The following is a 23,683-nucleotide window of genomic DNA, read 5'->3' on the forward strand; positions in this document are numbered from 1 at the left end:
GTATCCAGAAATACAGTTTAGAGTCTATGTTGTTTTACTATTTTTAAACTGGATACCGTGGTCAAGCCACGGGATGACACCGAGCGTGTTTTCCGATCCACGCAACAATGCCTAGCGGGAATGACATCGGTATTATGCAACAAAACCACCTATTTTTATTTTAACCTATGAAAAAAATTATTTTATATCTAACTGCCCTAATATCACTTACTATACCTTTTATAACTAGAGCAGATTGCTTTTTAGTTAAAGAAAATGACAAATTTATCAAGGAGGATGGTGATTGCAAATCACACTATGCTCCATGTTCAACATTTAAAATTGTCTTAAGCTTGATGGGTTACGATGATGGTTTTTTAATTGATGAAACTCATCCGGAGTTACCTTTTAAAGAAGGATACGACGATTATCTTGAAGTTTGGAAGCAGTCACAAACTCCTAAAAGCTGGATAAAAAACAGCTGTCTTTGGTATTCACGTCTTATTACTAAAGAATTAGGTTATGAAAAATTTCATAGTTATGTGACAAAATTTAATTACGGTAACCAAGATATTTCAGGAGATAAAGGAAAGAATAACGGTTTAACTAATTCATGGCTTTCTAGTTCTTTAGAAATTTCACCGGAAGAACAAATAGCTTTTCTTCAAAAACTTGTTGCAAATCAATTACCTGTAAGCCTTAAAGCTCAGGAAATGACAAAAAATATTATGTTTATTGAAGATTTTGCAGATGGGTGGAAGCTCTACGGCAAAACAGGTAGTGGCAACCGCCTTAATGAAGATAGAACCGTAAAACTACAAGATCGTCAAATAGGGTGGTTTGTAGGTTGGTTACAAAAAAATGATAGAACAGTTTTCTTTGTACATTTCATTGAAGATACTAAACCTTATGATTCTTATGCAGGAAGACGTTCTAAAGAAGCAGCAAAAGAAAAGCTAAAGGAATTGATAAATAAAGCATTGAAATAAATTTCAATGTTTATTTTCGAGGAACAACCAACAGTGAATTTGCTATTGGTTGTTGATTAAAAATCAAAACTCTAAGTTATCTATACAGGAGTACCTTCGTCTTCATAGGAGAGTCCGGTCATATCTACCGTAGTGTGATCATTATGCTCTGTGTTGTTGTTAAGTATAGGAGCGTTATGCTCTTCAGTATCTTTAGCAGCAAGTTTATCTTCAGCAGCTCTTTCAGCTTCAATTTCATCAATATATTGTTTTAATTTAGCTTTTTTTGCGTTTTTATTTCTAACATACCAAGTTAATCCTGCAACTATTGCTACACCTATAACGGCAATTCCAGCTATACCATATTTTATATACGGAGCAACTAAGGAAGTATCGTTATCACTCTCATCAAACATATTTTCTTGAGGGTTATAAGTTGAATTGAAAGCAGTAGTAGTAAGGTTTGCTACGGTGTTATTAATTAAATTTATTTCCGTTTCAGTCCAACTTTCAGTGTTATCGGAAAAGATTGATTCAGAAATTTCAGCAGTAGAATTTGTTATTGTATTATTAACTGCATTAGTCGCCATTTCAGATAAATATTCTGTTACGGACTCTGTCCATCCCTCGGTTGTATTAATATCACTTGCTTGAGTAGTGCTAGATATCGGGTTAGCTATTAAATCCTTTATTTCTGAGAGAATCGCCTGTAGAGCATTTTCTTTCGCTACTTCAAATATTTCGCACCCTTTAATATCTCCTATAATAGGGTTATTATCCCCTGTGATATTAAGTATACCCTCAATAGTAAGATTTCCTTGAAGATTTTCTTGACATATTTTAAGCAAGCGTTCCTCATATATATAAGTCTTATTACCTTGTTTTTGCAATATATAATCCCGTATAGTCTTATTATCATTAATCGCTGTAATAATAGCTTTATTTGCAGTTAATACTTCCTTTATTTTGAACATTCCTTCAAATACAAAATTGCTTGTTTCAGTATTTAATAATTCAATTCCTTTATTACACAGAGTTGTTAATATATTCTCTTTATGGCAAGTCGGTTCAATTAAACTAAAGGTAGGAGGAGTTAGATAGTAACTGGCCACATTATGCCCTATTTTAAACATGTGATATCCTTGACCACCAATTATTTTTATTGTATTAGTAAGTCTTGCTGCGGTAGTTAAAGAAAAGTGTAATATGTAATTCATGCCGTTCTATCCTTAAGTTTTAAATCAAGGTGGCACAATAGATAAAACTAATAGATTAGTCAAGAAATTACTAATAAAAATTAATATTTAATCATTGCAATTTTAGTCTTAATTGATAATTTTATTGTTTGAGTGATGTAAAAGTGTTACAATAATAATACTAATCAATAAAAATAATTCTATATGTCTAAAAGTCCAAGAGTTAATGTGACTTTTGAGCCGGTAATTTCCACTTTGCTTAGTAATTTAGCAGTTCAAGAAAATAAATCTTTATCGAGTTTAGTCAGAGAATTAACACTTGAAGCTCTTGAAATGAGAGAAGATTTATTTCTGTCAAAAGTTGCTAAAAAGCTTGATAAAGAGAATGCTAAAACTTACTCTCACGAAGAAGCGTGGAAATGAATTATAAAATATGTTATCTAGAAGAAGTAACAAATAAGCATATCCCAATGCTTTACTCCAATGCAAAAACTCTTATCAAATGTGCAATTGAAGAACGATTAATGTTTGATCCCATAGCTTTTGGCAAACCGTTACGCTATAGTTTGAAAGGTCATAGAAGATTCCGAATAAGTGATTATCGTATTATATACTTCTTTAACTTGAAAAGTTGGAAAATGAATATTTAGATGAGCGAATAATCAATGTTCTTATGGATAATTAATATCTAATACTACCAATTCTTCAGGTAAAAGAAGTATATACCGTATTGAACAAGAAACATCTACGGTAATTATTATTGCAATCAAACACAGAAAAGAAATATATCAGGAATTTATATAAACCCTGTTATCTCTTGAAGTATCTAAAGAAATGTTATAAAGTCAAAAAGTTCATAAAAATTTGAGGATATTATGCAAGTAGTAAAAGCTTTAGAACAAATTTTAGCAGATAGTTATGCTTTATATTTTAAAACACAGAATTATCACTGGAATGTAGAAGGAGCAGAGTTTAGAAGTCTACATTTATTATTTGAAGGACAATATGAAGATTTAGCTGAAAGCTTAGATGAACTTGCTGAAAGAGTGAGAAGTTTAGGTGCTAAAGTCCCCGCATTATCAAATTTAATAAAGCTTGCATCTATAGATGAGGCAAATCCAAACGTAACAGCAAACGAAATGCTTAAAAGTCTAACAAAAGATCAAGATATTATTAGAGATACATTATATAAGGGACTCAAAGTAGCACAAGCAGAAGGTGATGAAGGGACAGCCGATATGATTATCGGGCGGATTAAGGTGCATGAAAAAAACAGATGGATGCTGAAGAGTAGTATACTCTAGTGTCATTCCCGCGTAGGCGGGAATCCAGGGTAAAGCGAGATAAATCGAGCTTTTTAAAAAATCTTTAAAGTACTAGATTCCCGCTTTCGCGGGAATGACATAAGTTCATACAGAGATGGCAATAAACCTAATTAACAAAACAAAAATAAAATGGAACAATACGATGTAGCCATTATAGGCGGTGGTCCTGGTGGATATGTTGCGGCAATTAGAGCAGCACAATTAAAGAAAAAAGTTGTATTAATAGAAAAAGAACATTTAGGAGGGGTGTGCCTTAATTGGGGATGTATACCGACTAAATCCCTGCTTAAATCTGCTGAGGTTTTTGAATATATAAAACATGCTAAAGATTATGGAATTGATTCTAAAGGTGCTGAAATCAACATTAAGAAAATAGTCGAACGCTCAAGAGAGATTTCAAATAAACTTGCAGGCGGCGTTAAGTTACTACTAAAAAAAAACAAAGTTACCGTGATAGACGGAGTAGCAAGCCTTGCAGGAAGTAAGGTAATAAGTATAAATGATAAACCTATAGTAAAAGCAGATAATATTATTATAGCTACCGGAGCAAGATCTAGAGTTTTAAAAGGCTTTGAGCCTGACGGCAAGCAAATATGGACTTCAAAAGAAGCTATGATACCGCAGCATGTACCGAAATCTATGATTATTGTCGGCTCAGGTGCAATAGGTATAGAATTCGCTTCATTTTATAATAGTATTGGTGTGGATGTTACCGTAATTGAGGCACATAATAGAATATTACCTGCTGAAGATACGGAAATTGCCGGAATCGCTCATAAGAATTTTGAGAAAAAGGGAATAAAAATTATTACAAATGCTAAGTTAATTAAGCAAACAAAATCAAAAGATAAGATAGAAGTTGAGCTAGAGTTATACGGTAAAACACAAAAATTACAAGCTGAAATCTTACTTATGGCAGTAGGTATTACGGCAAATACAGAAAATTTAGGACTTGAAAAGACCAAAATTAAAATAGAAAATGGCTATATAGTTACTAACGGACTAATGCAAACTGCAGAATCGGGAATTTATGCTATAGGGGATGTAGCAGGAGTACCTTGTTTAGCTCATAAAGCAAGCCATGAAGGGATTATTGCAGCGGAAAGTATAGCTGGCTTAAAGCCCCATGCTATCAATAAGCATAATATACCGGGTTGCACTTATTCTTCGCCGCAAATAGCAAGCGTCGGACTTACGGAAGAAGCGGCGAAAGCTTTAGGTTATGAGCTTAAAATAGGCAGGTTTCCTTTTATGGCTAATGGTAAGGCTTTAGTAAGCGGTGATAGCGACGGCTTAATTAAAACTATATTTGATGCTAAAACCGGTGAGTTACTCGGAGCTCATATGATAGGTTCGGAAGTAACAGAATTAATACAAGGATATGTGGTTTCAAAAAATTTAGAAGGAACGGAGTTGGATTTAATTAATACTATCTTCCCGCATCCGACTTTATCGGAAATGATGCACGAGTCGGTGTTAGCTGCATTTGATAGGGCAATACATGTATGAACAAAGATAATTTAATCGAGAATTATGCAGTGGCGTTATTTAATAATGCTATGGTTGATAATATACAAGATAAAATCTTTGAAGAAATTACCGCTATAAATCGTATAATTACCGATAATTTTGATATTAGAGAATTCCTATTTTCTCCTATAGTAAATAAGGATGATAAAATTAATGTGGTTAATTCGTTAGTAAAAAATACTAAATTTAACAAAATAGTGAATAATTTTTTATTGTTATTGGTAAAAAATTCTCGTACTGCTATTTTATCTAATATAGTAGATGCTTATAATACTTTACTATATGAAAGTAAAAACATAAAGATAGTTCAGGTTATTTCTGCAAATAAGTTACAACCTAAAGAGCAAGAGTGGATTAAATCTCGTATAGAAAAAGAATTAAATCAAAAAACAGAAATAATTTTTAACATTGATTCTACTATTATCGGAGGTATTGTAATTAAATATGATAGTATGTTGCAAGATTACTCAATAAAAGGTAGTTTAGAGAAAATAACGAAAGCTTTAAAGAAAGTTAGGGTTGCTGCTTGAGTACTATTGTCATCCCGTGGCTTGACCACGCGATCCATAAGCAATCTAAAGCTATATATTATTTTGTCATTTTTAACTGGATCCCGTGGTCAAGCCACGGGATGACAACGCGTAATTAGGAGTCACCCCACATGAAACTAAAGCCTATTGAAGTAGCTGAAATATTACAAAAGGAAATAGCCAATATTAATTGCTTGAGTGAACTTGAAGAAGTTGGGCAGGTAATCTCGGTCGGTGACGGTATAGCTAAAATTTACGGTCTTGCTAATGTAAAATCCGGTGAAGTAGTAGAGTTTAAATCCGGTGTTAAGGGTCTTGTTTTAAATTTGGAGAATGATAGCGTCGGTGCTGTAATTATGGGCGATGATAACCAAGTACAGCAAGGCGATAATGTCAAAAGAACTAAAGAAGTTTTAGAAGTACCGATAGGAAAAGCTTTGCTTGGTCGTGTTGTTGATGCTCTTGGTAACCCTATTGACGGCAAAGGCGATATTGCAAGTAAAGAGTACAGACATATCGAGATGAAGGCTCCGGGAATAATAGACAGAACGAGCGTAAGCGAACCTGTACAAACCGGAATAAAGGCTATAGATTCGTTAATTCCGATAGGTAGAGGGCAAAGAGAGTTAATAATCGGTGATAGACAAACCGGAAAAACGGCGATAGCGGTTGATACTATTATTAATCAAAAACAAGCTCATTCACTTACTAATGAAAGCGATAAAATTTATTGTATTTATGTAGCTATTGGGCAGAAAAGATCAAGTGTTGCACAGATAGTAAAAAAACTAGAAGATGCTGGAGCAATGGACTATACAATCGTTGTTTCGGCTACTGCTTCGGAAGCTGCAGCTCTTCAATTCATTGCCCCTTATTCTGCCTGTAGTATGGGCGAATATTTTCGTGATAACGGTATGCATGCACTTATTATTTATGATGATTTAAGTAAGCATGCCGTCGCATATAGACAAATCTCATTATTACTTAGAAGACCGCCCGGGCGAGAAGCTTATCCCGGTGACGTGTTCTACCTGCATTCAAGGTTGCTTGAGCGAGCTGCTAAAATGTCAGAGGAAAAAGGCAACGGTTCACTTACTGCTCTTCCTATAATCGAGACGCAGGCAGGTGATGTATCCGCATATATCCCAACAAATGTTATTTCAATTACCGACGGTCAAATTTTCTTAGAAAGTGAGTTATTTTATAAAGGCGTAAGACCTGCCGTTAATGTCGGTATTTCAGTAAGCCGTGTTGGTTCTGCAGCACAAATAAAGGCTATGAAGCAGGTAGCAGGTTCGGTAAAGCTAGAACTTGCTCAATTTAGAGAGCTGGAGTCTTTCTCGCAATTTGGATCAGATCTAGACCCTGCCACTAAAGCACAAATCGATCACGGTAAAAGATTAGTTGAGATATTAAAACAAGCTCAATATCATCCTTTTCCGGTAGAAGAACAAATAGTAAGTATTTATGTCGGAACTAAGAAATATTTAAATGATGTACCGCTTCAGAAAGTAAAAGAATTTGAAGATAAAATGCTTACGGAGATAAGGTTAAATAAAAAAGATATTTTGGAATCAATAAAAAACGAGCAACGTATAACCAAAGAAACCGAGCAGAAACTAAAAGCATTTTTAGAAAATTTCGTTAAGGAATTTGTGAAAGCAGGTTAATTAGTGTTATGTTATTACCGTACTCTATGTCATTCCAGCAACGGCGGGAATCCAGTTTAAAGCGAGATAAATCGAGCTTCTAATTTTAAAAATTTAGTATGTTTGTATTTTTTAATTACTGGATTCCCGCCTACGCGGGAGTGACATAGGTTTATAAAGAAATAAAACTATATGTCAAATTTAAAGCAATTAAGAACTAGAATTAAAAGCGTTAAATCTACACAAAAGATTACTAAAGCAATGCAACTAGTATCAGCTTCTAAAATGGCAAAAATAAAAAGTCAAATAGCCAATTCAAATTTTTATATTGAGGCTATTAGTAAAATGATGTCCGATATATTATCAATTTATATGTATGAGTTATCTATAGAAGAGCAGAAATTTTTTAATACTATACCGAATAAAGCAAATTTATTGATAGTTATGACATCACAGCGTGGTTTATGCGGAACGTTTAATTACAGTATAATTAAGCAAGTTAAGAATGATATTAAAGAGTTAGAAAATAAAGGCGAACAAATAAAGCTTATCATTATAGGAAAAAAAGGTTACGAAGCACTAAAAAGGCAATATGCAAATTATATTGATAGTTATTTTGAGTTACCCAAAATTCATGATGAAAATCTGATGCTGGAAGTAAAACAAAAAATTATGTCGCTAGTCGCAAATCTAGAAGTTAGTAATTGTGTTATATATTTTAATAAATTTAAGAACGCAATGACTCAAATTATGACTAGACAACAGGTTTTACCGGTAGAAAAATATCATGATGATTCTAAAATAGAGAATGACCACTATGAGTATGAGGGAGAAAATCTAATTTCTAATCTAATTAATTTATATGTGAATTCCCAAATAAATTATGCTTTACTACAAAGTAGAGCAAGTGAAGAGGGAGCGAGAATGACCGCTATGGAAAATGCAACAAATAATGCTAATGATTTAATAAGTAAATTAGTTTTAAAGTTGAATAGATCAAGACAGGCTATTATTACTACGGAGTTGATAGAGATTATAGCCGGCTCTGAGGCGGTGTAGATATAAGACTGTGTCATCCCGTGGTCAAGCCACGGGATGACAAAACAAAAGAAAAAATTATGACAAAAAATATCGGTAAAATTACTCAGATTATTTCAGCGGTGGTGGATGTAAAATTTACGAATAACGGTGAGTTACCGGAAATTTTAAATGCTCTAGAGTGCTATAACGATACACAAAGGATAGTGCTGGAAGTAGCACAACATATAGGCGATGATACGGTGCGTTGTATTGCTATGGATTCTACTGAAGGATTAGTGCGGGGTGTAGAAGTAATAGATACAGGCAGTCCTATTCGTATTCCTGTAGGTACTGAGACGCTTGGGCGTATTATGAATGTTGTAGGTGAGCCGATTGACGGTAAAGGAGACATTAAAAGCTCAAATATTTCTTCTATATATAAGTCTGCTCCTGATTTTACCAATCAGTCAACCGAGCGTAATATATTAGTAACCGGTATTAAAGTTGTTGATTTACTTGCTCCTTATACTAAAGGCGGTAAGATAGGATTATTCGGTGGTGCAGGGGTCGGTAAAACCGTGTTAATTATGGAGCTTATTAATAACGTAGCTAAGGCACATGGCGGTTATACGGTATTTGCAGGAGTTGGTGAGAGAACTAGAGAGGGTAATGATCTTTACCATGAAATGATTGACTCCGGTGTGATTGACCTTGAGAAACCGGAAAATTCAAAAGTAGCTCTTGTTTATGGACAAATGAATGAGTCGCCGGGAGCAAGGGCAAGAGTTGCGTTAAGCGGTCTGACCATTGCGGAAAGTTTTAGAGATATGAATGAGGGGCAAGATGTTTTATTCTTTGTAGATAATATTTTCCGTTTTACTCAAGCAGGTTCTGAAGTATCGGCGTTGTTTGGTAGAATTCCGTCAGCGGTAGGATATCAGCCTACTCTTGCTACTGATATGGGAGAGCTACAGGAGCGTATCACCTCTACTAAGAACGGCTCAATAACTTCCGTGCAGGCTATATATGTACCGGCAGATGATTTAACCGATCCTGCTCCTGCTACTTCTTTCGCACATTTAGATGCTACAACAGTACTTAGCCGTCAGATAGCCGAGCTTGGAATTTATCCGGCAGTTGACCCGTTAGATAGTAATTCTCAGGTACTTGACCCGATGATTGTCGGTGAAGAGCATTATAACGTAGCAAGACAAGTGCAGCAGATTTTACAAACTTATAAATCGTTGCAGGATATCATTGCTATTTTAGGTATGGATGAGCTATCCGAAGAAGATAAACTAACCGTGTCGCGTGCTAGAAAAATACAGCGTTTCTTATCACAGCCTTTCCATGTCGCTGAAGTATTTACCGGAGCTGAAGGCAAATTTGTTAATTTAGCTGATACTATAGCAGGCTTTAAAGGGCTTGTAGAGGGTAAATACGATGATTTACCGGAAGCTGCTTTTTATATGGTCGGAACTATGGACGAGGCTATTGAGAAGGCGAAAACTCTGAAGATGTAGTCATTGTCATCCCGTGGCTTGTACCTGCGGGATCCAGTGAAAGTAGCAATATAGCAAGTTGTTTTTCTGGACCCCGTGGTCAAGCGAACTAGGTGACATTAAGGATAAACCAAAATATGAACGAAACAACTCTAGTCAAAATAATTACTCCTTTAAGTATTGCATTTGAAAAGCAAGCTAAAATGGTAACAATGCCGGGTGAGGAGGGTATGTTTGGAGTGCTGCCGAATCACGCTCCGATGATCGTTAGTTTAAAAGCCGGTTTAGTACAGGTTTATATAGATGATATACACAACCCACAAATTACTTATCTTGTTTCCGGCGGTGTAACCGAAGTAACGGGAAGTTATGTTAATATAGCAACGGAAACTGCTATTAACGTTACAAATTTAAATGAAGCAGAAATAGCAACTAAGCTTCTAGAACTTCAAAAACCTTTATCAGAACAACATTAATTTGTTTGAAAAATCTACGTTTTGGGATAAGGTTTAAGGTGTCATGCCGTGACTTGATCACGGCATCCAGCAATTTAAGCTTATTATATTGCTTTGATGTTTTTACTGGATCCCGTGGTCAAGCCACGGGATGACAATAGGAAAACCAATTCACGCAATCAAGTGAGAAACAAATGTCAAAAGTGCATAATTTAGAATATCTTAAAGAACTATCAATTGATAATACTGCCTACAAAATTTACGATATAAATAAAGCGGCAAGCGATATCGAACTTCCCTTAAAAAAGCTTCCATATAGTTTAAGAGTGTTATTTGAGAATGTATTACGTTCTAATGGTTCAAAACAAAACTTACTTGTATTTAAAGAATGGCTAAAAACTAAAAAATCTGATGCGGAAATAGATTTTATGCCGGCAAGAGTTTTGATGCAGGATTTTACTGGTGTGCCTGCTATTGTAGACTTGGCTGCTATGCGTGATGCGATGAAGAAAATAGGAGGCGATCCGTTAAAAATTAACCCGCTTATTCCTGTTGATTTGGTAATAGACCATTCCGTAAGCGTTGATTCTTATGCAGCTAAGGATTCATTCGATAAAAACGTACAGATGGAAATGAAACGTAATATAGAGCGTTATGCATTTCTTAAATGGGGGCAGCAGGCATTTAATAATTTTAAAGTAGTGCCGCCTGGTACGGGTATTTGTCATCAGGTAAATTTAGAATATTTAGCAAAAGTCGTGTGGCATAAAGACGGACTTGCTTACCCTGATAGTTTAGTTGGAACTGATAGCCATACAACCATGGTAAACGGGTTATCGGTGCTTGGTTGGGGAGTTGGCGGAATAGAAGCAGAAGCTGCAATGCTTGGACAACCTCTTACTATGATTCTACCGGAAGTAATTGGGGTAAAACTAACAGGAAAATTAACAGGCATAGCTACAGCAACCGATTTAGTTTTAACCGTTACCGAGATGCTACGGAAAAAGAAAGTAGTAGGTAAATTTGTTGAGTTTTTCGGTGAGGGGCTAAAAAATCTAACGATTGCCGATCGTGCTACCATTTCTAATATGTCGCCTGAATACGGTGCTACTTGTGGCTTTTTCCCGATTGACCAAGAAACTATAAAATATTTAGAGCTAACAGGTAGAGAAAAAACGCAAATCAAATTAGTAGAAAAATACGCAAACGAGCAGAATCTTTGGTATGATTTTGAGCATGAGGCAGAATATACCGAAATTTTAGAGCTAGATTTATCGAAAGTACAAAGTTCACTCGCCGGTCCAAAACGCCCGCAAGATAGGGTAAATCTAAATGATGTAGCAAGCAGTTTTAAACATGAATTACCAAATTTTGCTTTAGAAAATAAAGACATTGATAAAAAGTATGTTGTAGCAAATCAGAATTACGAAATCGGTAACGGCGATGTGGTAATTGCAGCAATTACTAGCTGTACTAATACTTCTAATCCTAGCGTGATGATTGGTGCAGCACTTCTTGCTAAAAAAGCACTAGAACAAAGATTAAAGGTAAAGCCTTGGGTTAAAACTTCTCTTGCTCCGGGTTCAAAAGTCGTAACGGAATATTTGAAGCTTAGCGGTCTTGATAAATATTTAGATGAATTAGGGTTTAATCTAGTAGGTTATGGCTGCACTACTTGCATCGGTAATTCCGGACCTCTAAATCCGGAAATAGAGGAAACTATTAACAAAAACGGGCTAGTCGTTGCTTCTGTTTTATCTGGTAATAGGAATTTTGAAGGGCGAATTAATCCACTTACTAAAGCAAGCTATCTCAGTTCGCCTATTTTAGTAGTAGCATATGCACTTAGTGGCACTCTTAATATAGATTTAAATAATCAGCCGATAGGAAAAAATATTTATTTAAAAGATATTTGGCCAAGCAAAGAAGAGATAGATGAAGTTATTGCAAATTCAATTAATGCCTCTATGTTTATAGAAAAATATTCCGATATATTTAGCGGAACGAAAGAGTGGAAAGATTTACAGATTACAACTAGCTCTACTTATAACTGGAATAAGAACAGTACCTATATTAATAATCCGCCTTATTTTGAGGATATAGGCAGCAAGAATAATATAAAAGATATAAAATCTGCAAAAATTCTAGCAATTTTCGGTGATTCTATTACTACCGATCATATTTCGCCGGCAGGAAGTATTAGTAAAACCAGCCCTGCTGCTAAATATTTAACGGACCATCATATAGAGCCTCTAGATTTCAACTCTTACGGATCACGTAGAGGGAATCATGAAGTGATGATGCGTGGCACATTTGCTAATATCCGCATAAAAAACGAAATGTGTAAGGGAGTAGAAGGCGGCTTTACTATAAACCAATTAAGTAGTACGCAGCAAACTATTTACGATGCGGCTATGGACTATAAAGCTAATGATGTACCTGTAGTGATTTTTGCCGGTAAAGAATATGGTAGCGGTTCGTCTAGAGATTGGGCGGCAAAAGGTCCGCAATTGCTTGGAGTAAAGGCAGTGATTGCCGAGAGCTTTGAGCGAATACATCGTTCAAATTTAGTTGGTATGGGTATTTTACCGCTAACTTTTACCGGCAATAATACAAGATTAGATTTAAAGTTAGACGGTTCGGAAACTATTGATATTATAGGCTTAACTGAACAAATAAAGCCTTATAATCCTGTTAAATGCGTGATAAAAAAACAAACTGGCGAAACAAGAACAATCGATTTGATATTGCAAATATTTACGGATAATGAGATAAATTATATAAAGCACGGCAGTATTATGCATTTTGTGGTAGAGAGTTTGAAAGGATAGGGGCATTGTTGTACGGGGCGGGTCGTTTATGTCATTCCTGCGAAAGCAGGAATCTAGTCACAACTAATGTCATCCCGCGACTTGATCGCGGGATCCAGTTAAAAATACTAAAATTATTAGTATTTTTAGTTGTTTTTTGGATACCGTGGTCAAGCCACGGTATGACATAAAAAAGTACTGGATTCCTGCTTTCGCAGGAATGACATCCAACACTTTTCTCGAGCCACGCAGGAACGACATAAAAAGGAAAAACATATGGACAAGCATCTTAAAGAATATACCGAGAGCGGTAAGAAAAACTTAATTGTAGTATATATATTATATTTATGCGGGATAGTAGCACCTATATTACCATTAATAGGGGTATTTTTTGCATATCTCAATAAAGATAAAGGTGATAATTTTGCAGTTAGTCATTATATGTTTTTATTTCGTACTTTTTGCCTTGGGGTACTTGGGTGGATTGTATGTTTCATATTTACGTTTATCATTATTGGAGTAGTACTATACTTTGCACTTGCTGTTTGGTATGTACTTCGTGTTGCCATCGGTTTTAAATATATGATAGAGGATCAGGCATACCCAAACCCTATAACTTATTGGATTAAATAAGATGATAAAACTGAACGTAGACGGCTCTGAAATAGAAGTATCAGAAGGTAGCACCGTTTATCAAGCCTGTACACAAGCAGGTAAAGAAATTCCTCATTTTTGTTATCATGAGCGTCTAAAAATCGCCGGTAATTGCCGTATGTGCTTGGTTGAAATGGAAAAATCACCCAAGCCTATAGCTTCTTGTGCAATGCCGGTAAGTAACGGTATGGTTATTCACACCGATACGCCTATGGTAAAAAAAGCACGTGAAGGGGTGATGGAGTTTTTACTTATTAACCATCCTCTAGATTGCCCTATTTGTGATCAAGGCGGTGAGTGTGATTTGCAGGATCAGGCTTTTAGATACGGTAAAGGTACTAATAGATTTCATGAAAATAAGAGATCTATTAAAGATAAATATATGGGACCGCTGATTAAAACAGCGATGACTAGATGTATACAATGTACAAGATGTATTAGATTTGCAAATGATATAGCCGGAATAGAAGAAATGGGAGCTATCCATCGTGGCGAGCATATGGAGGTAATTTCATATTTAGAGCAAACGCTCGATTCCGAAATATCCGGTAATATGATAGATATTTGTCCGGTAGGTGCTTTAAATTCCAAACCTTATGCTTTTAAAGCTCGTAAATGGGAACTAAAACATACTGCTAGCATTGGCGTACATGATGCTGAAGGTTCCAATATTCGTATAGATAGTAGAAGCGATGAGGTAATGAGAATATTACCTCGTGTTAATGAAGAAATAAATGAAGAGTGGCTTTCAGATAAAAACCGTTTTAGTTATGACGGTTTGAAATATCAGCGTTTAGATCGCCCTTATATCAGAAAAAACGGTAAGTTAGTAGAAACCAGCTGGAACGAAGCTTTAAAAACGATAGCAGATAAAATTAAATCTATAAAACCGGAGAAAATTGCAGCTATTGCAGGTGCTCTTGCTTCTGTTGAAGCAATGTTTATATTAAAAACATTACTGCAAAAGCTTGGCTGTAATAATTATAGCGTTAATCAGTTTAACTATAAAATAGATACAAACGAGCGAGGAAACTACTTATTTAATACAACTATTGCCGGCGTAGAAAAGGCTGATTTATGTTTACTGATCGGAGCGAATCCAAGACAGATAGCTCCGGTATTAAACAGCAGAATAGGCATGCGAGTACGTGCCGGCTCATTAAAAGTAGTGCGGATAGGCGAAGGGCATAATCAAACTTATAAAATTCAAGATTTAGGAAGTGATATTAAGATTATTGAGGAACTAGCCATTGGTACTCATGAGTTTACGAAATCCTTAAAAGCAGCAAAATATCCGATGATTATAGTGGGTGACGGCGTATATGCAAGAGATGACGGATATGCTATATTGTCGCTTATTCATAAGATAGTGGCTGAATATAATATTATGCGTGATGATTGGAAGGGCTTTAATATATTGCATAACCATGCTTCTATAGTCGGCGGTCTTGACATCGGTTTTAATAATCCTATTAAGCTTGAAGAGTTAGAACTCACTTACCTACTTGGAGCTGATGAACTCCCATTTGATAAGCTAAAATCGGCTTTTATAATATATCAAGGACATCATGGGGATGCAGGTGCTGCGAATGCTGATGTAATTTTACCTGCGGCTGCTTATACAGAGCAGAGCGGAATTTACGTAAATTTAGAAGGAAGACCTCAAATAGTGGAAAAAGCAGTATCGCTTGTAGGAACAGCTAAAGAAGATATAGAAATTATTAAAGAGCTTGCCGGTTATCTGAAAATAGATATCGGAATGAGTGATTTACAAGAAGTAAGAGTAAGGCTTGCTAAAGAATATAAGATATTTGCTAATATTGATAAAATTGTAGAGAGTAAATTTGCTAAATTTAGCTCTAAAGATAAGTTATCAAAAGAGCCTATAACTACAGAACCTATTAATTATTATATGACTGATGTAATTAGTAAAAACTCGGTCACTATGGCTAAGTGCATAGAGGCTAAGGAAGCAAGAGGAAATTGTCATCCCGCGACTTGATCGCGGGATCTAATAATTAAAAATAAACATGAAAGAATACTATGTTTATATACTTTCAAATAAATATGACGATACTTTATATATCGGCGTTACTTCTGATATTATAAAACGTGTTTGGCAACATAAACAAAAAATAATAAAGGGATTTACTACAAAATATAATTTAGATAAATTAGTTTATTTTGAACAGTTTAATGATATTAATCTAGCAATTAGTCGTGAGAAACGCTTAAAAGAATATAAAAGAAAATGGAAATTAGATTTAATAGAAGCTAACAACCCTAATTGGTATGATTTATATGAAGATATTATAAAATAATTTTGCTTAGATCCCGCGATCAAGTCGCGGGATGACAATCAAATAACATTATGACAGAACTCTTTTTTGAATATATTTTCCCGTTAATTATAATCGCTCTAAAGGTGGTGGCGATCACTATCCCTTTAATTTTATGCGTTGCGTATTTAACATATGCAGAACGTCGTGTTATTGGATTAATGCAGCTACGACGTGGACCGAATGTCGTGGGTCCGTTTGGATTACTTCAGCCTATTGCTGATGCGGTTAAGCTTTTATTCAAAGAGCCGATAATTCCAACCAATTCCGATAAAATATTATTTATTTTAGCACCGATGATAACTTTTATATTAAGTTTAATCGGCTGGGCAGTTATACCTTTTGCAAAGGGCGTAGTTCTTGCAGATATTAATGTCGGTGTTTTATATATTCTTGCTATATCTTCTTTAAGCGTTTACGGCATTATTATTGCCGGTTGGGCTAGTAACTCAAAATATGCCTTCCTTGGTGCTATACGTTCCTCGGCCCAAATGATTTCTTATGAAGTATCGATGGGACTAGTTATTATTACCGTGCTACTTACTACCGGTACTCTCAATTTAAGTGGGATTATTGAAGCACAAAGAACAATGCTGTGGTGGATTGATTTAATGCTACTACCTATGGGTGTCGTATTTTTTATCTCGGTGCTTGCCGAAACAAATAGATTGCCTTTTGATTTACCTGAAGCAGAATCGGAATTAGTAGCCGGCTATAATGTTGAATATTCCTCTATGGGATTTGCTTTATTTTTTCTAGGTGAATATGCTAATATGATATTAGTTAGTGCAATGACTACGACTTTCTTTTTAGGAGGTTACTTACCGCCGTTTAATATATCATGGTTAGATTGTATTCCGGGGTTCTTCTGGTTTGTATTTAAGGTCGGATTCTTATTGTTCTGCTTTTTATGGATTAGAGCAACCTTGCCGAGATATCGTTATGACCAATTAATGAGACTCGGCTGGAAAGTATTTTTACCTCTAACTTTATTTTGGGCGGTGTTAGTGTCGAGTGTGCTTTTTTACACTGATAATTTGCCTGGTGTTTAGAGGGGGAGAGTATCATTGCTCTACATTGTCATCCCGTGGCTTGACCACGGGATGACAGGTATTTTTTTAATATTATGATAAACTATTTAAAATCATTTTTTCTATATGAGATAATAAGGGGAATGGCTTTGACTTTAAAGTATTTCTTTAAGCCCAAAGTTACCATAAATTATCCTTATGAAAAAAGTCCTGTTAGTCCTAGATTTAAGGGTGAGCATGCACTGCGTCGCTATGAAAACGGTGAAGAGCGTTGTATTGCTTGTAAACTTTGTGAGGCAATTTGTCCGGCACAAGCGATAGTGATTGAAGCGGATGAACGAGATGACGGCAGTAGACGTACCACTCGTTATGATATAGACATGACAAAATGTATTTATTGCGGGTTATGCCAAGAAGCTTGCCCTGTAGATGCGATAGTTGAAGGTCCTAATTTTGAGTTTGCAACTCTAACTCATACGGCACTTATTTACGATAAAGAAAGATTACTGCAAAACGGTGACAAATGGGAGCAGGCACTCGCTAATAAGCTACATAAGGATTATGAATATAGGTAATTATAGTTATAGTACCGGATAGTTTTTGAAAAAGCTCTCGATGTCATCCCTGCGAAAGCAGGGATCCATCATAAAGCGAGATTTTAAAAAAATCTTGGTTTTAAAGATTTTTTTAATTAGATTATCTTTTTAAAATAAAGCTTCTAAAAGCTTTATTTTAACTGGGTTCCTGCTTTCGCAGGAATGACATAGAGTAAAAACGATCCAGTACTATAGAATTACACAAGCGTTACTATATCTTTAACCGGCATAACGGTTATATTGCTTCCTAATTGATATCTTTTTTTACCTGGATATATAACAAATAATTCATCTAATTTTAAATAGTCTATGGCTTTATACATCGAAGAAGTAAGAGTAGGAGCATCGCTAAATTTAAACTCAAAACCCAGCTTTAGACCCTTATGTCTTATAAATAAATCTAGTTCTCCTTCTTGATGTATCCCCCAGTAATAACAATCCTCACTGCGTTTATTAAAAATGCGTATTATTTGCTCTAGAGCAAATCCTTCAAAGCTTGCTCCTAGTTTTGGATGTCTTAATAATTGCTCAGGTGAATAAATATCAATTAAATGATGAAATATTCCTGAATCAGTAAAATATATTTTAGGTCGTTTTTTCTGACGTTTGGAAATATTTTCAAACCAAGGATATAATTGACGCACCATAAAAGTACCTGATAAAATATCTAGATAATTTTTGACGGTATGGTCACTCACTCCTAAAGACTTCCCAATTTCAGAAGCATTAAAAATATTTCCGTGATAATGAGCAAGCATAGTCCAAAAACGACGTAATGTAGCAGGCGGAATAGAGAAGCCAAGGTTTGGAATATCTTGCTCTAGAAAAGTCCTAATATATTGTTCTAACCAATCAAAGCCTGTTTTTGGATAGAGATAACAATTTGGAAATCCACCGAATAGATGTAATTGTTCTACATTATCTACTTCTAATAAAGAAAAAGGATGCACTTCTATATAAGCTATTCTGCCTGCAAGTGTTTCTGACGATTGTCTAATTAAATCTTTTGAAGCACTACCGAGTATTAAAAAACACTGCTCTGTATCTTTATCAGCTAGAACTCGCAAAATAGGAAATAAATCCGGTAATCTTTGAATTTCATCAATAATAATTAAGCCTTTTTTACTTTCAAGAGCTATATAAGGATTTTCTAAAGCAGCTAAATCTCTTATATCTTCCAAATCAAAAAAATGTATTTCTTTTTGTCCTTTCGCAAATTGACGGGCTAAAGTAGTTTTGCCGCATTGCCTTGGTCCTAAAAGAGCTACAATTTTATGACTTAAAAATTGTGTTGTTATCTTTTCTAAATAATGAGGGCGTTTAACAATAGCTTTCATAAATTATAATTTTATCTTTGAGAAGATTATACCATGAAATCTCGAACTTTGCATTCGAAATTTCATATATCCAGCTGTAATGTCTGTGCAGATTTTATGGAATTTTCTAGGTGAGAGGATAGAAGAACAATACCTCCGCTATTTGCTTTCATAACAATTAAATTATTTAGCAAATCTCTATTTTCTTTGCTTAAATTAGTTTCAACTTCATCAAGTAGCCATAAGTCAGATTGGCAGGCAATAAGCCTTGATACGGCTACGACTTTCTGCATTCCGCTAGATAGACTATAGCATTTTTCATCTAATAAATCTTGTAATTTAAAGTAATGAATAGCGGCGTATAGAGTTTCGGCAGAATTATAAATTTCCGACCAAAATTTTAGATTCTCCAAAACAGTCATTTCGAGTTTTAGACCTAGATTATGACCGATATAATTGCAGTATGGTTTAGGGATATTGTGGATATTACTATTTTTATAGTAGATATTACCGCTACTCGGTTGCATAATCCCTGCTATCATTCGCAGTAGTGAGCTTTTACCGCAACCATTAGCTCCTTTTATATAGGTGATAGAAGAAGGAAGAAAAGTGATACATAGATCAAATAAATTTCTTTGTTCTAGATTAAATTGTAATTGATGAAGTGATAGCATGTTTTTGTTACTATGTCATTCCCGCAGAAGCGGGAATCCAGTAAAACATATAGAATTTTTATATGCTTTTTATTAAATATATAATTTTTGTACCAATACTGTAAGTTGTTTTTTTCTGGATTCCTGCTTCCGCAGGAATGACATTGCAACACTAAATTTAATTTTCATGATGCTCTTCTGGTGTAGCCCCAGTTAATTCTGTATTATCTTGTTGATTATTATCGCCTTTAAGTTTGGCTTGAGCATCATTTTAATGCGTCTTTGTGACGAGATGCATTAGGCTTAAGAGCTTGACTTATCTCTGTACCTACCAACTTATTAGCTTCTTGACCTATATCTCTAGTTGCTTCATCTAATTTTTTATTTATTTTTCCTATTTCTTTTAACATATAGACTTCAATTTTAAGTTCTATAATTAGAGTAGCATTTATATTTTTTGTAAGCAATTAAAATTTAACCAATAAATTCTCCACCGATAAACGAAATACGTTTAAAATAGAACTGGGCATTAGACCAAAGTAAATAATCAATAATATTAAAGGAGCTATTGAGATTATTTCATATTTATATAAATCTCTGAAATGCATAATTTCTTTATTGGTAATTTCACCAAGCATAACTTCTGTATATAATTTCAGCATATAAACTGCCCCAAGGATTATGCCGAGAGCCGCTATAAAGGTTGCTATTACGTTCACCTTATAAATCCCAAGCAAGCTTAAAAATTCTCCGATAAATCCGCTAGTTCCGGGTAGCCCAACAGAACCAAGCATTGCAATCATAAAAAATGTGGCAAGCACTGGCATTTTACTTGCTACACCGCCGTATTTAGCTATTTCTTTGGTGTGCAATCTTTCATATAAAGTACCGACTATTAAGAATAGGCATGAGGAAATCACGCCGTGGCTAAGCATCTGAAATATTGCTCCGCTAACTCCGGCTTCAGTAAAGCTAAAAATACCTATCGTAACATATCCCATATGTGCAATTGATGAATAGGCTATCATCTTCTTCATATCTTTTTGAGCAAGAGCAACAAGGGACGCATATATTATAGCAATAACGCTAAGGTAAATTACATAAATTGCAAATTCTTGTGATACACTTGGAAATAGCGGTAGTAATACTCTTAAAAAACCGTAGCCGCCGAGTTTTAGCAAGATACCGGCAAGTATAACAGAGCCACTGGTTGGAGCTTGTACGTGTGCATCGGGTAACCAAGTATGAAATGGAATCATAGGAATTTTAACGGCAAAAGCAATAAATATAGCCCACCATAAAATTTGCTGAGCAAATAACGGGATGTTATAGGTAAGTTCAGAAATATAGGTTAAATCAAAACTATGAATTTTGCTATAAATATAAATTAATGAAAGTAGGAAAAATACCGAACCAAAGAAAGTATATAAGAAGAATTTAAGAGCCGCATATATTCTATTCTCACCTCCCCAAACGCCGATAATAATATACATCGGCACTAATATTGCTTCAAAAAAGAGATAGAATAATAATAAATTTACTGAGGTAAATGCCCCTATACAAAAAGATTCCATTAATAAAAAACATACTAAATATTCTTTAATATATTTTTTAACGGTAAATAAGCTTCCGATTATACAAATAAGAGTAAGAAAAGAAGTTAGAGCCACAAAAAATATTGATATACCGTCAACACCAACATGAAATTCAAGCCCGATTTTATCAAGCCAAGCGTAGCGTTCAACAAATTGATAAGCGGGGTTTGAGGAGTCAAACTCTATTAAAATATAAATAGTTGAGATGAATGTTAAAACAGAACTAAGTACTGCAACATACATTACATATATCGCTTTATCTGCCTTTTTACTTTGACTAATAAACAGCAAAATATATAGCACGCTTATTAGTGGCAGGAAAATACTGATAGATATAATAGGTAATTCTAACATTCTTTTAAGATTTGATGAGTTTTTTTAGTAGTATATATCATTCTTGCGTGGATCGAAAAACGCATTCGGTGTCATACCGTGGCTTGACCACGGTATCCAAAAAAGAACTAAAAATACTAATAATTTAGTATTTTTAACTGGACCCCGCTACAAGCTCGCGGGGTGACAAAAGTGCTGGATACCGTGGTCAAGCCGCGGTATGACACTAAAAACCTTTCCAAACGAAAACGCTAATTACAACAACAATAAACGATACAATATACAAAGCATAATTAAAAACATATCCTGTTTGTGTTTTACCAGTAAGAACGCTAAAGCAATTAACAACTCGTGAAAAACCGTTTGGTCCAAAACGATCGATTATTTTCTGATCGCCAAGATAAAATAAAGAAGCTAAACAGTTAATAGGTTTCACAATTAAGAAATTATATATTTCGTCGAAGTAATATTTATTTCTTAGTATGTTGGATATAAATGCCATACCGTGACCCAACCACGACATCCAGCCTTTTTTAATATTTTTGCTGGATTCCCGCTTTCGCGGGAATGACATAGAAGAAGATGGATATGACATAATAGTACTTGACTTATATAAGTAAATACCAATAACAATCCCAACTACGCCGACAACCATAGGTAATAATTTTATATATAAAGGCGGGTGGCTAATTAGTAGTTTATAAATATGTAAATTAAATAGACTTTCATGGAAATAGCCGTTTGGTTTGTCCATAGAAAGTAAATAATAGCCGATCATACCGCTAAAAAAGCTCCCAGCGACAAGTAATATAAGAGGATTATTCATTATTTTAGCCGGTTCATGGGCATGCTCAAAAACATCTTTTTCTAGCTTAGTTTTACCATGAAATACCAACATAATAATCTTCATTGAATAAATAGCGGTAAGTATTGCTGCCGCTATCCCAAAAATGAACATAAACGAGCCGCTACTATAGGCTGCTTCTAAAATCGAATCTTTAGAGTAAAACCCTGCCAAAGGATAAATACCTATCAATGCAAGTGAGCCGATTAAGAAATTTCCGTAAGTTACCGGCATTTTATTTCTTAAATCACCCATTTTAAAAATATCCTGCTCATGAACTGCATGTATTACACTGCCGGCTGATAAGAATAATAAGGCTTTAAAAAAGGCATGAGTTACTAAGTGAAATATCCCGCTATTATAGGCAGATACCCCGCAAGCCATAAACATATAACCAAGCTGACTACAAGTTGAGTAAGCAATAATCTTCTTAATATCGCTTTGCATAATAGCAATGCTTGCGGCAAAAAGACAAGTAACACCGCCTATTATTGTAATAAACTGTAGAACTAAAGGGCTATATTCAAACAAATATGAGCAGCGTGCTACTAAGAATACTCCTGCCGTTACCATGGTTGCCGCATGAATAAGTGCAGATACTGGAGTCGGTCCTTCCATCGCATCAGGCAGCCATACATGTAAACCGATCTGTGCAGATTTACCCATACAGCCGATAAATAATAACAAGCAAATAACATCTAGAATAGAAAATTGTAAAAATATTTTTGTATTAGATAATAACTCTGCAGATGAAAATACATCTTTGTAATTTGCCGAACCACAATAAACAATAATCGTTATTACGCCTAAGATAAAAGCAAAATCGCTGGCTCTATTAGTTATAAAAGCTTTAATCGCTGCTTTATTGGCGGATTCTTTTGAATACCAAAAACCAATTAGTAAATATGAGCAAACGCCGACGCCCTCCCAACCGAAAAATAACTGTAAGAAATTATCAGCTGATACTAGCATTAACATAAAGAAAGTGAACAAAGAAAGGAAAGACAAGAAGCGTACAATTCCCTTATCCTCCGCCATATAGCCAAGCGAGTAGATATGCACGACGCTAGATACCCATATTACGGCTATGAACATTATGCTAGTGAGCTGATCGATATAAATCGACCAATTTACTTTAAAAGTTCCAACCTCAATCCATGGTAATAATTTAATATGGATTATATTCCCGTCTAGACCCGCATCGCAAAATATTATTAATGAGAATAAGGCAGATAAAGATAAGAGGCCGGTTGCAATTATTTGAGCTAATTTTTTATCTATTATCTTTACGAATAACCCGTTTATTACGCTAGATGCAAGCGGTAACATGATGATCATTATGGCAAGATTTTGATACA

Annotated in this window: 26 protein-coding genes; 18 read left to right on the forward strand and 8 right to left on the reverse strand. The window is 34.9% G+C overall.

Translation table 11 applies throughout. The features are described from left to right. Positions 1-17 precede the first annotated feature (17 nt). The gene (locus tag AC5584_RS00725; RefSeq protein WP_499216526.1) at positions 18-143 is read right to left on the reverse strand and encodes a hypothetical protein; all 126 of its coding nucleotides are present in this window, start codon (positions 141-143) and stop codon (positions 18-20) included. 24 nt (positions 144-167) lie between these two features. Here AC5584_RS00725 and blaOXA point away from each other — a divergent pair, with 24 nt between their 5' ends. After that, positions 168-968: a class D beta-lactamase gene (gene blaOXA, locus AC5584_RS00730; protein WP_499216527.1), complete on the forward strand. Its 801-nt coding sequence runs from the start codon at positions 168-170 to the stop codon at positions 966-968. 80 nt (positions 969-1,048) lie between these two features. Here the strand turns inward: blaOXA and AC5584_RS00735 are convergent, their stop codons facing one another. Then, positions 1,049-2,059, reverse strand: coding sequence for a hypothetical protein (locus AC5584_RS00735; protein ID WP_499216528.1), 1,011 nt, complete (start codon positions 2,057-2,059; stop codon positions 1,049-1,051). 288 nt (positions 2,060-2,347) lie between these two features. On the opposite strand from AC5584_RS00735, the gene AC5584_RS00740 reads away from it, so the two are divergent. The 8 genes from AC5584_RS00740 to atpD all read left to right on the forward strand — a co-directional run bounded on the left by AC5584_RS00740 (position 2,348) and on the right by atpD (position 9,720). After that, entirely contained in the window at positions 2,348-2,566 is a 219-nt protein-coding gene (locus tag AC5584_RS00740; protein WP_485440729.1) for a DUF6290 family protein, read from the forward strand. A 452-nt stretch (positions 2,567-3,018) separates the two neighbouring features. Further along, entirely contained in the window at positions 3,019-3,447 is a 429-nt protein-coding gene (locus tag AC5584_RS00745) for a Dps family protein (RefSeq protein WP_410526434.1), read from the forward strand. 150 nt (positions 3,448-3,597) lie between these two features. Then, entirely contained in the window at positions 3,598-4,977 is a 1,380-nt protein-coding gene (lpdA, locus tag AC5584_RS00750) for a dihydrolipoyl dehydrogenase (RefSeq protein ID WP_499216529.1), read from the forward strand. Next, positions 4,974-5,528, forward strand: coding sequence for an ATP synthase F1 subunit delta (gene atpH, locus AC5584_RS00755; protein ID WP_499162492.1), 555 nt, complete (start codon positions 4,974-4,976; stop codon positions 5,526-5,528). The genes lpdA and atpH overlap by 4 nt, the downstream gene beginning before the upstream one ends. Continuing rightward, positions 5,525-5,647, forward strand: a complete 123-nt coding sequence (locus AC5584_RS00760) for a hypothetical protein (protein WP_499216530.1) — start codon at positions 5,525-5,527, stop codon at positions 5,645-5,647. Before atpH ends, AC5584_RS00760 begins: the two co-directional genes overlap by 4 nt. Positions 5,648-5,659: 12 nt before the next feature. Next, complete coding sequence (atpA, locus tag AC5584_RS00765; protein WP_499216531.1) at positions 5,660-7,198, forward strand: F0F1 ATP synthase subunit alpha; 1,539 nt, start codon at positions 5,660-5,662, stop codon at positions 7,196-7,198. 171 nt (positions 7,199-7,369) lie between these two features. After that, entirely contained in the window at positions 7,370-8,236 is an 867-nt protein-coding gene (atpG, locus tag AC5584_RS00770) for an ATP synthase F1 subunit gamma (RefSeq protein ID WP_410526437.1), read from the forward strand. Positions 8,237-8,295: 59 nt separating this feature from the next. Further along, positions 8,296-9,720, forward strand: a complete 1,425-nt coding sequence (atpD, locus tag AC5584_RS00775) for a F0F1 ATP synthase subunit beta (protein ID WP_499217072.1) — start codon at positions 8,296-8,298, stop codon at positions 9,718-9,720. A 6-nt stretch (positions 9,721-9,726) separates the two neighbouring features. On the opposite strand, the gene AC5584_RS00780 is transcribed toward atpD, so the two are convergent. Further along, on the reverse strand, positions 9,727-9,849 hold the full coding sequence (locus AC5584_RS00780) for a hypothetical protein (RefSeq protein ID WP_499216532.1): 123 nt from the start codon (positions 9,847-9,849) through the stop codon (positions 9,727-9,729). On the opposite strand from AC5584_RS00780, the gene AC5584_RS00785 reads away from it, so the two are divergent. The 8 genes from AC5584_RS00785 (at position 9,837) to nuoI (ending at position 17,563) form a co-directional block, all read left to right on the forward strand. Then, on the forward strand, positions 9,837-10,175 hold the full coding sequence (locus AC5584_RS00785; protein ID WP_499216533.1) for a F0F1 ATP synthase subunit epsilon: 339 nt from the start codon (positions 9,837-9,839) through the stop codon (positions 10,173-10,175). The two genes, AC5584_RS00780 and AC5584_RS00785, sit on opposite strands and share 13 nt — an antisense overlap. Positions 10,176-10,348: 173 nt before the next feature. Further along, the gene (gene acnA, locus AC5584_RS00790; protein WP_499216534.1) at positions 10,349-12,985 is read left to right on the forward strand and encodes an aconitate hydratase AcnA; all 2,637 of its coding nucleotides are present in this window, start codon (positions 10,349-10,351) and stop codon (positions 12,983-12,985) included. Positions 12,986-12,990: 5 nt separating this feature from the next. Next, positions 12,991-13,155, forward strand: a complete 165-nt coding sequence (locus AC5584_RS00795; protein ID WP_499217099.1) for a hypothetical protein — start codon at positions 12,991-12,993, stop codon at positions 13,153-13,155. Positions 13,156-13,240: 85 nt separating this feature from the next. After that, positions 13,241-13,597, forward strand: coding sequence for a DUF4870 family protein (locus tag AC5584_RS00800; protein WP_499216535.1), 357 nt, complete (start codon positions 13,241-13,243; stop codon positions 13,595-13,597). 1 nt (position 13,598) lies between these two features. Next, positions 13,599-15,620, forward strand: coding sequence for an NADH-quinone oxidoreductase subunit NuoG (nuoG, locus tag AC5584_RS00805; protein ID WP_499216536.1), 2,022 nt, complete (start codon positions 13,599-13,601; stop codon positions 15,618-15,620). 28 nt (positions 15,621-15,648) lie between these two features. After that, positions 15,649-15,939: a GIY-YIG nuclease family protein gene (locus AC5584_RS00810; RefSeq protein ID WP_499216537.1), complete on the forward strand. Its 291-nt coding sequence runs from the start codon at positions 15,649-15,651 to the stop codon at positions 15,937-15,939. A 50-nt stretch (positions 15,940-15,989) separates the two neighbouring features. Next, the gene (gene nuoH, locus AC5584_RS00815; RefSeq protein ID WP_499216538.1) at positions 15,990-17,009 is read left to right on the forward strand and encodes an NADH-quinone oxidoreductase subunit NuoH; all 1,020 of its coding nucleotides are present in this window, start codon (positions 15,990-15,992) and stop codon (positions 17,007-17,009) included. A 74-nt stretch (positions 17,010-17,083) separates the two neighbouring features. Further along, positions 17,084-17,563, forward strand: coding sequence for an NADH-quinone oxidoreductase subunit NuoI (gene nuoI, locus AC5584_RS00820; protein ID WP_410526446.1), 480 nt, complete (start codon positions 17,084-17,086; stop codon positions 17,561-17,563). A gap of 218 nt (positions 17,564-17,781) precedes the next feature. Here the strand turns inward: nuoI and AC5584_RS00825 are convergent, their stop codons facing one another. From AC5584_RS00825 to AC5584_RS00840, 4 genes are all read right to left on the reverse strand, one after another. After that, a complete protein-coding gene (locus AC5584_RS00825) occupies positions 17,782-18,921 on the reverse strand; it encodes an ATP-binding protein (RefSeq protein WP_499162499.1) in 1,140 nt (379 codons plus the stop codon). 62 nt (positions 18,922-18,983) lie between these two features. Further along, positions 18,984-19,574 (reverse strand): heme ABC exporter ATP-binding protein CcmA, encoded by a 591-nt coding sequence (gene ccmA / locus AC5584_RS00830; RefSeq protein WP_499216539.1) that lies wholly within the window; start codon positions 19,572-19,574, stop codon positions 18,984-18,986. Between the two features lie 245 nt (positions 19,575-19,819). Continuing rightward, positions 19,820-19,963, reverse strand: a complete 144-nt coding sequence (locus AC5584_RS00835) for a hypothetical protein (RefSeq protein ID WP_499216540.1) — start codon at positions 19,961-19,963, stop codon at positions 19,820-19,822. Between the two features lie 57 nt (positions 19,964-20,020). Continuing rightward, positions 20,021-21,502 carry an NADH-quinone oxidoreductase subunit M gene (locus AC5584_RS00840; protein WP_499216541.1) on the reverse strand — a complete coding sequence of 494 codons (1,482 nt, stop codon included), beginning with the start codon at positions 21,500-21,502 and terminating at the stop codon, positions 20,021-20,023. A gap of 43 nt (positions 21,503-21,545) precedes the next feature. Here AC5584_RS00840 and AC5584_RS00845 point away from each other — a divergent pair, with 43 nt between their 5' ends. Next, a complete protein-coding gene (locus AC5584_RS00845) occupies positions 21,546-21,668 on the forward strand; it encodes a hypothetical protein (protein WP_499163047.1) in 123 nt (40 codons plus the stop codon). Between the two features lie 39 nt (positions 21,669-21,707). Here the strand turns inward: AC5584_RS00845 and nuoL are convergent, their stop codons facing one another. Next, on the reverse strand, positions 21,708-23,654 hold the full coding sequence (gene nuoL / locus AC5584_RS00850; protein WP_499217073.1) for an NADH-quinone oxidoreductase subunit L: 1,947 nt from the start codon (positions 23,652-23,654) through the stop codon (positions 21,708-21,710). Positions 23,655-23,683: the final 29 nt, after the last annotated feature.

The organism is Rickettsia endosymbiont of Villa modesta (assembly GCF_964026485.1).
Classification (GTDB): domain Bacteria; phylum Pseudomonadota; class Alphaproteobacteria; order Rickettsiales; family Rickettsiaceae; genus Rickettsia; species Rickettsia asembonensis.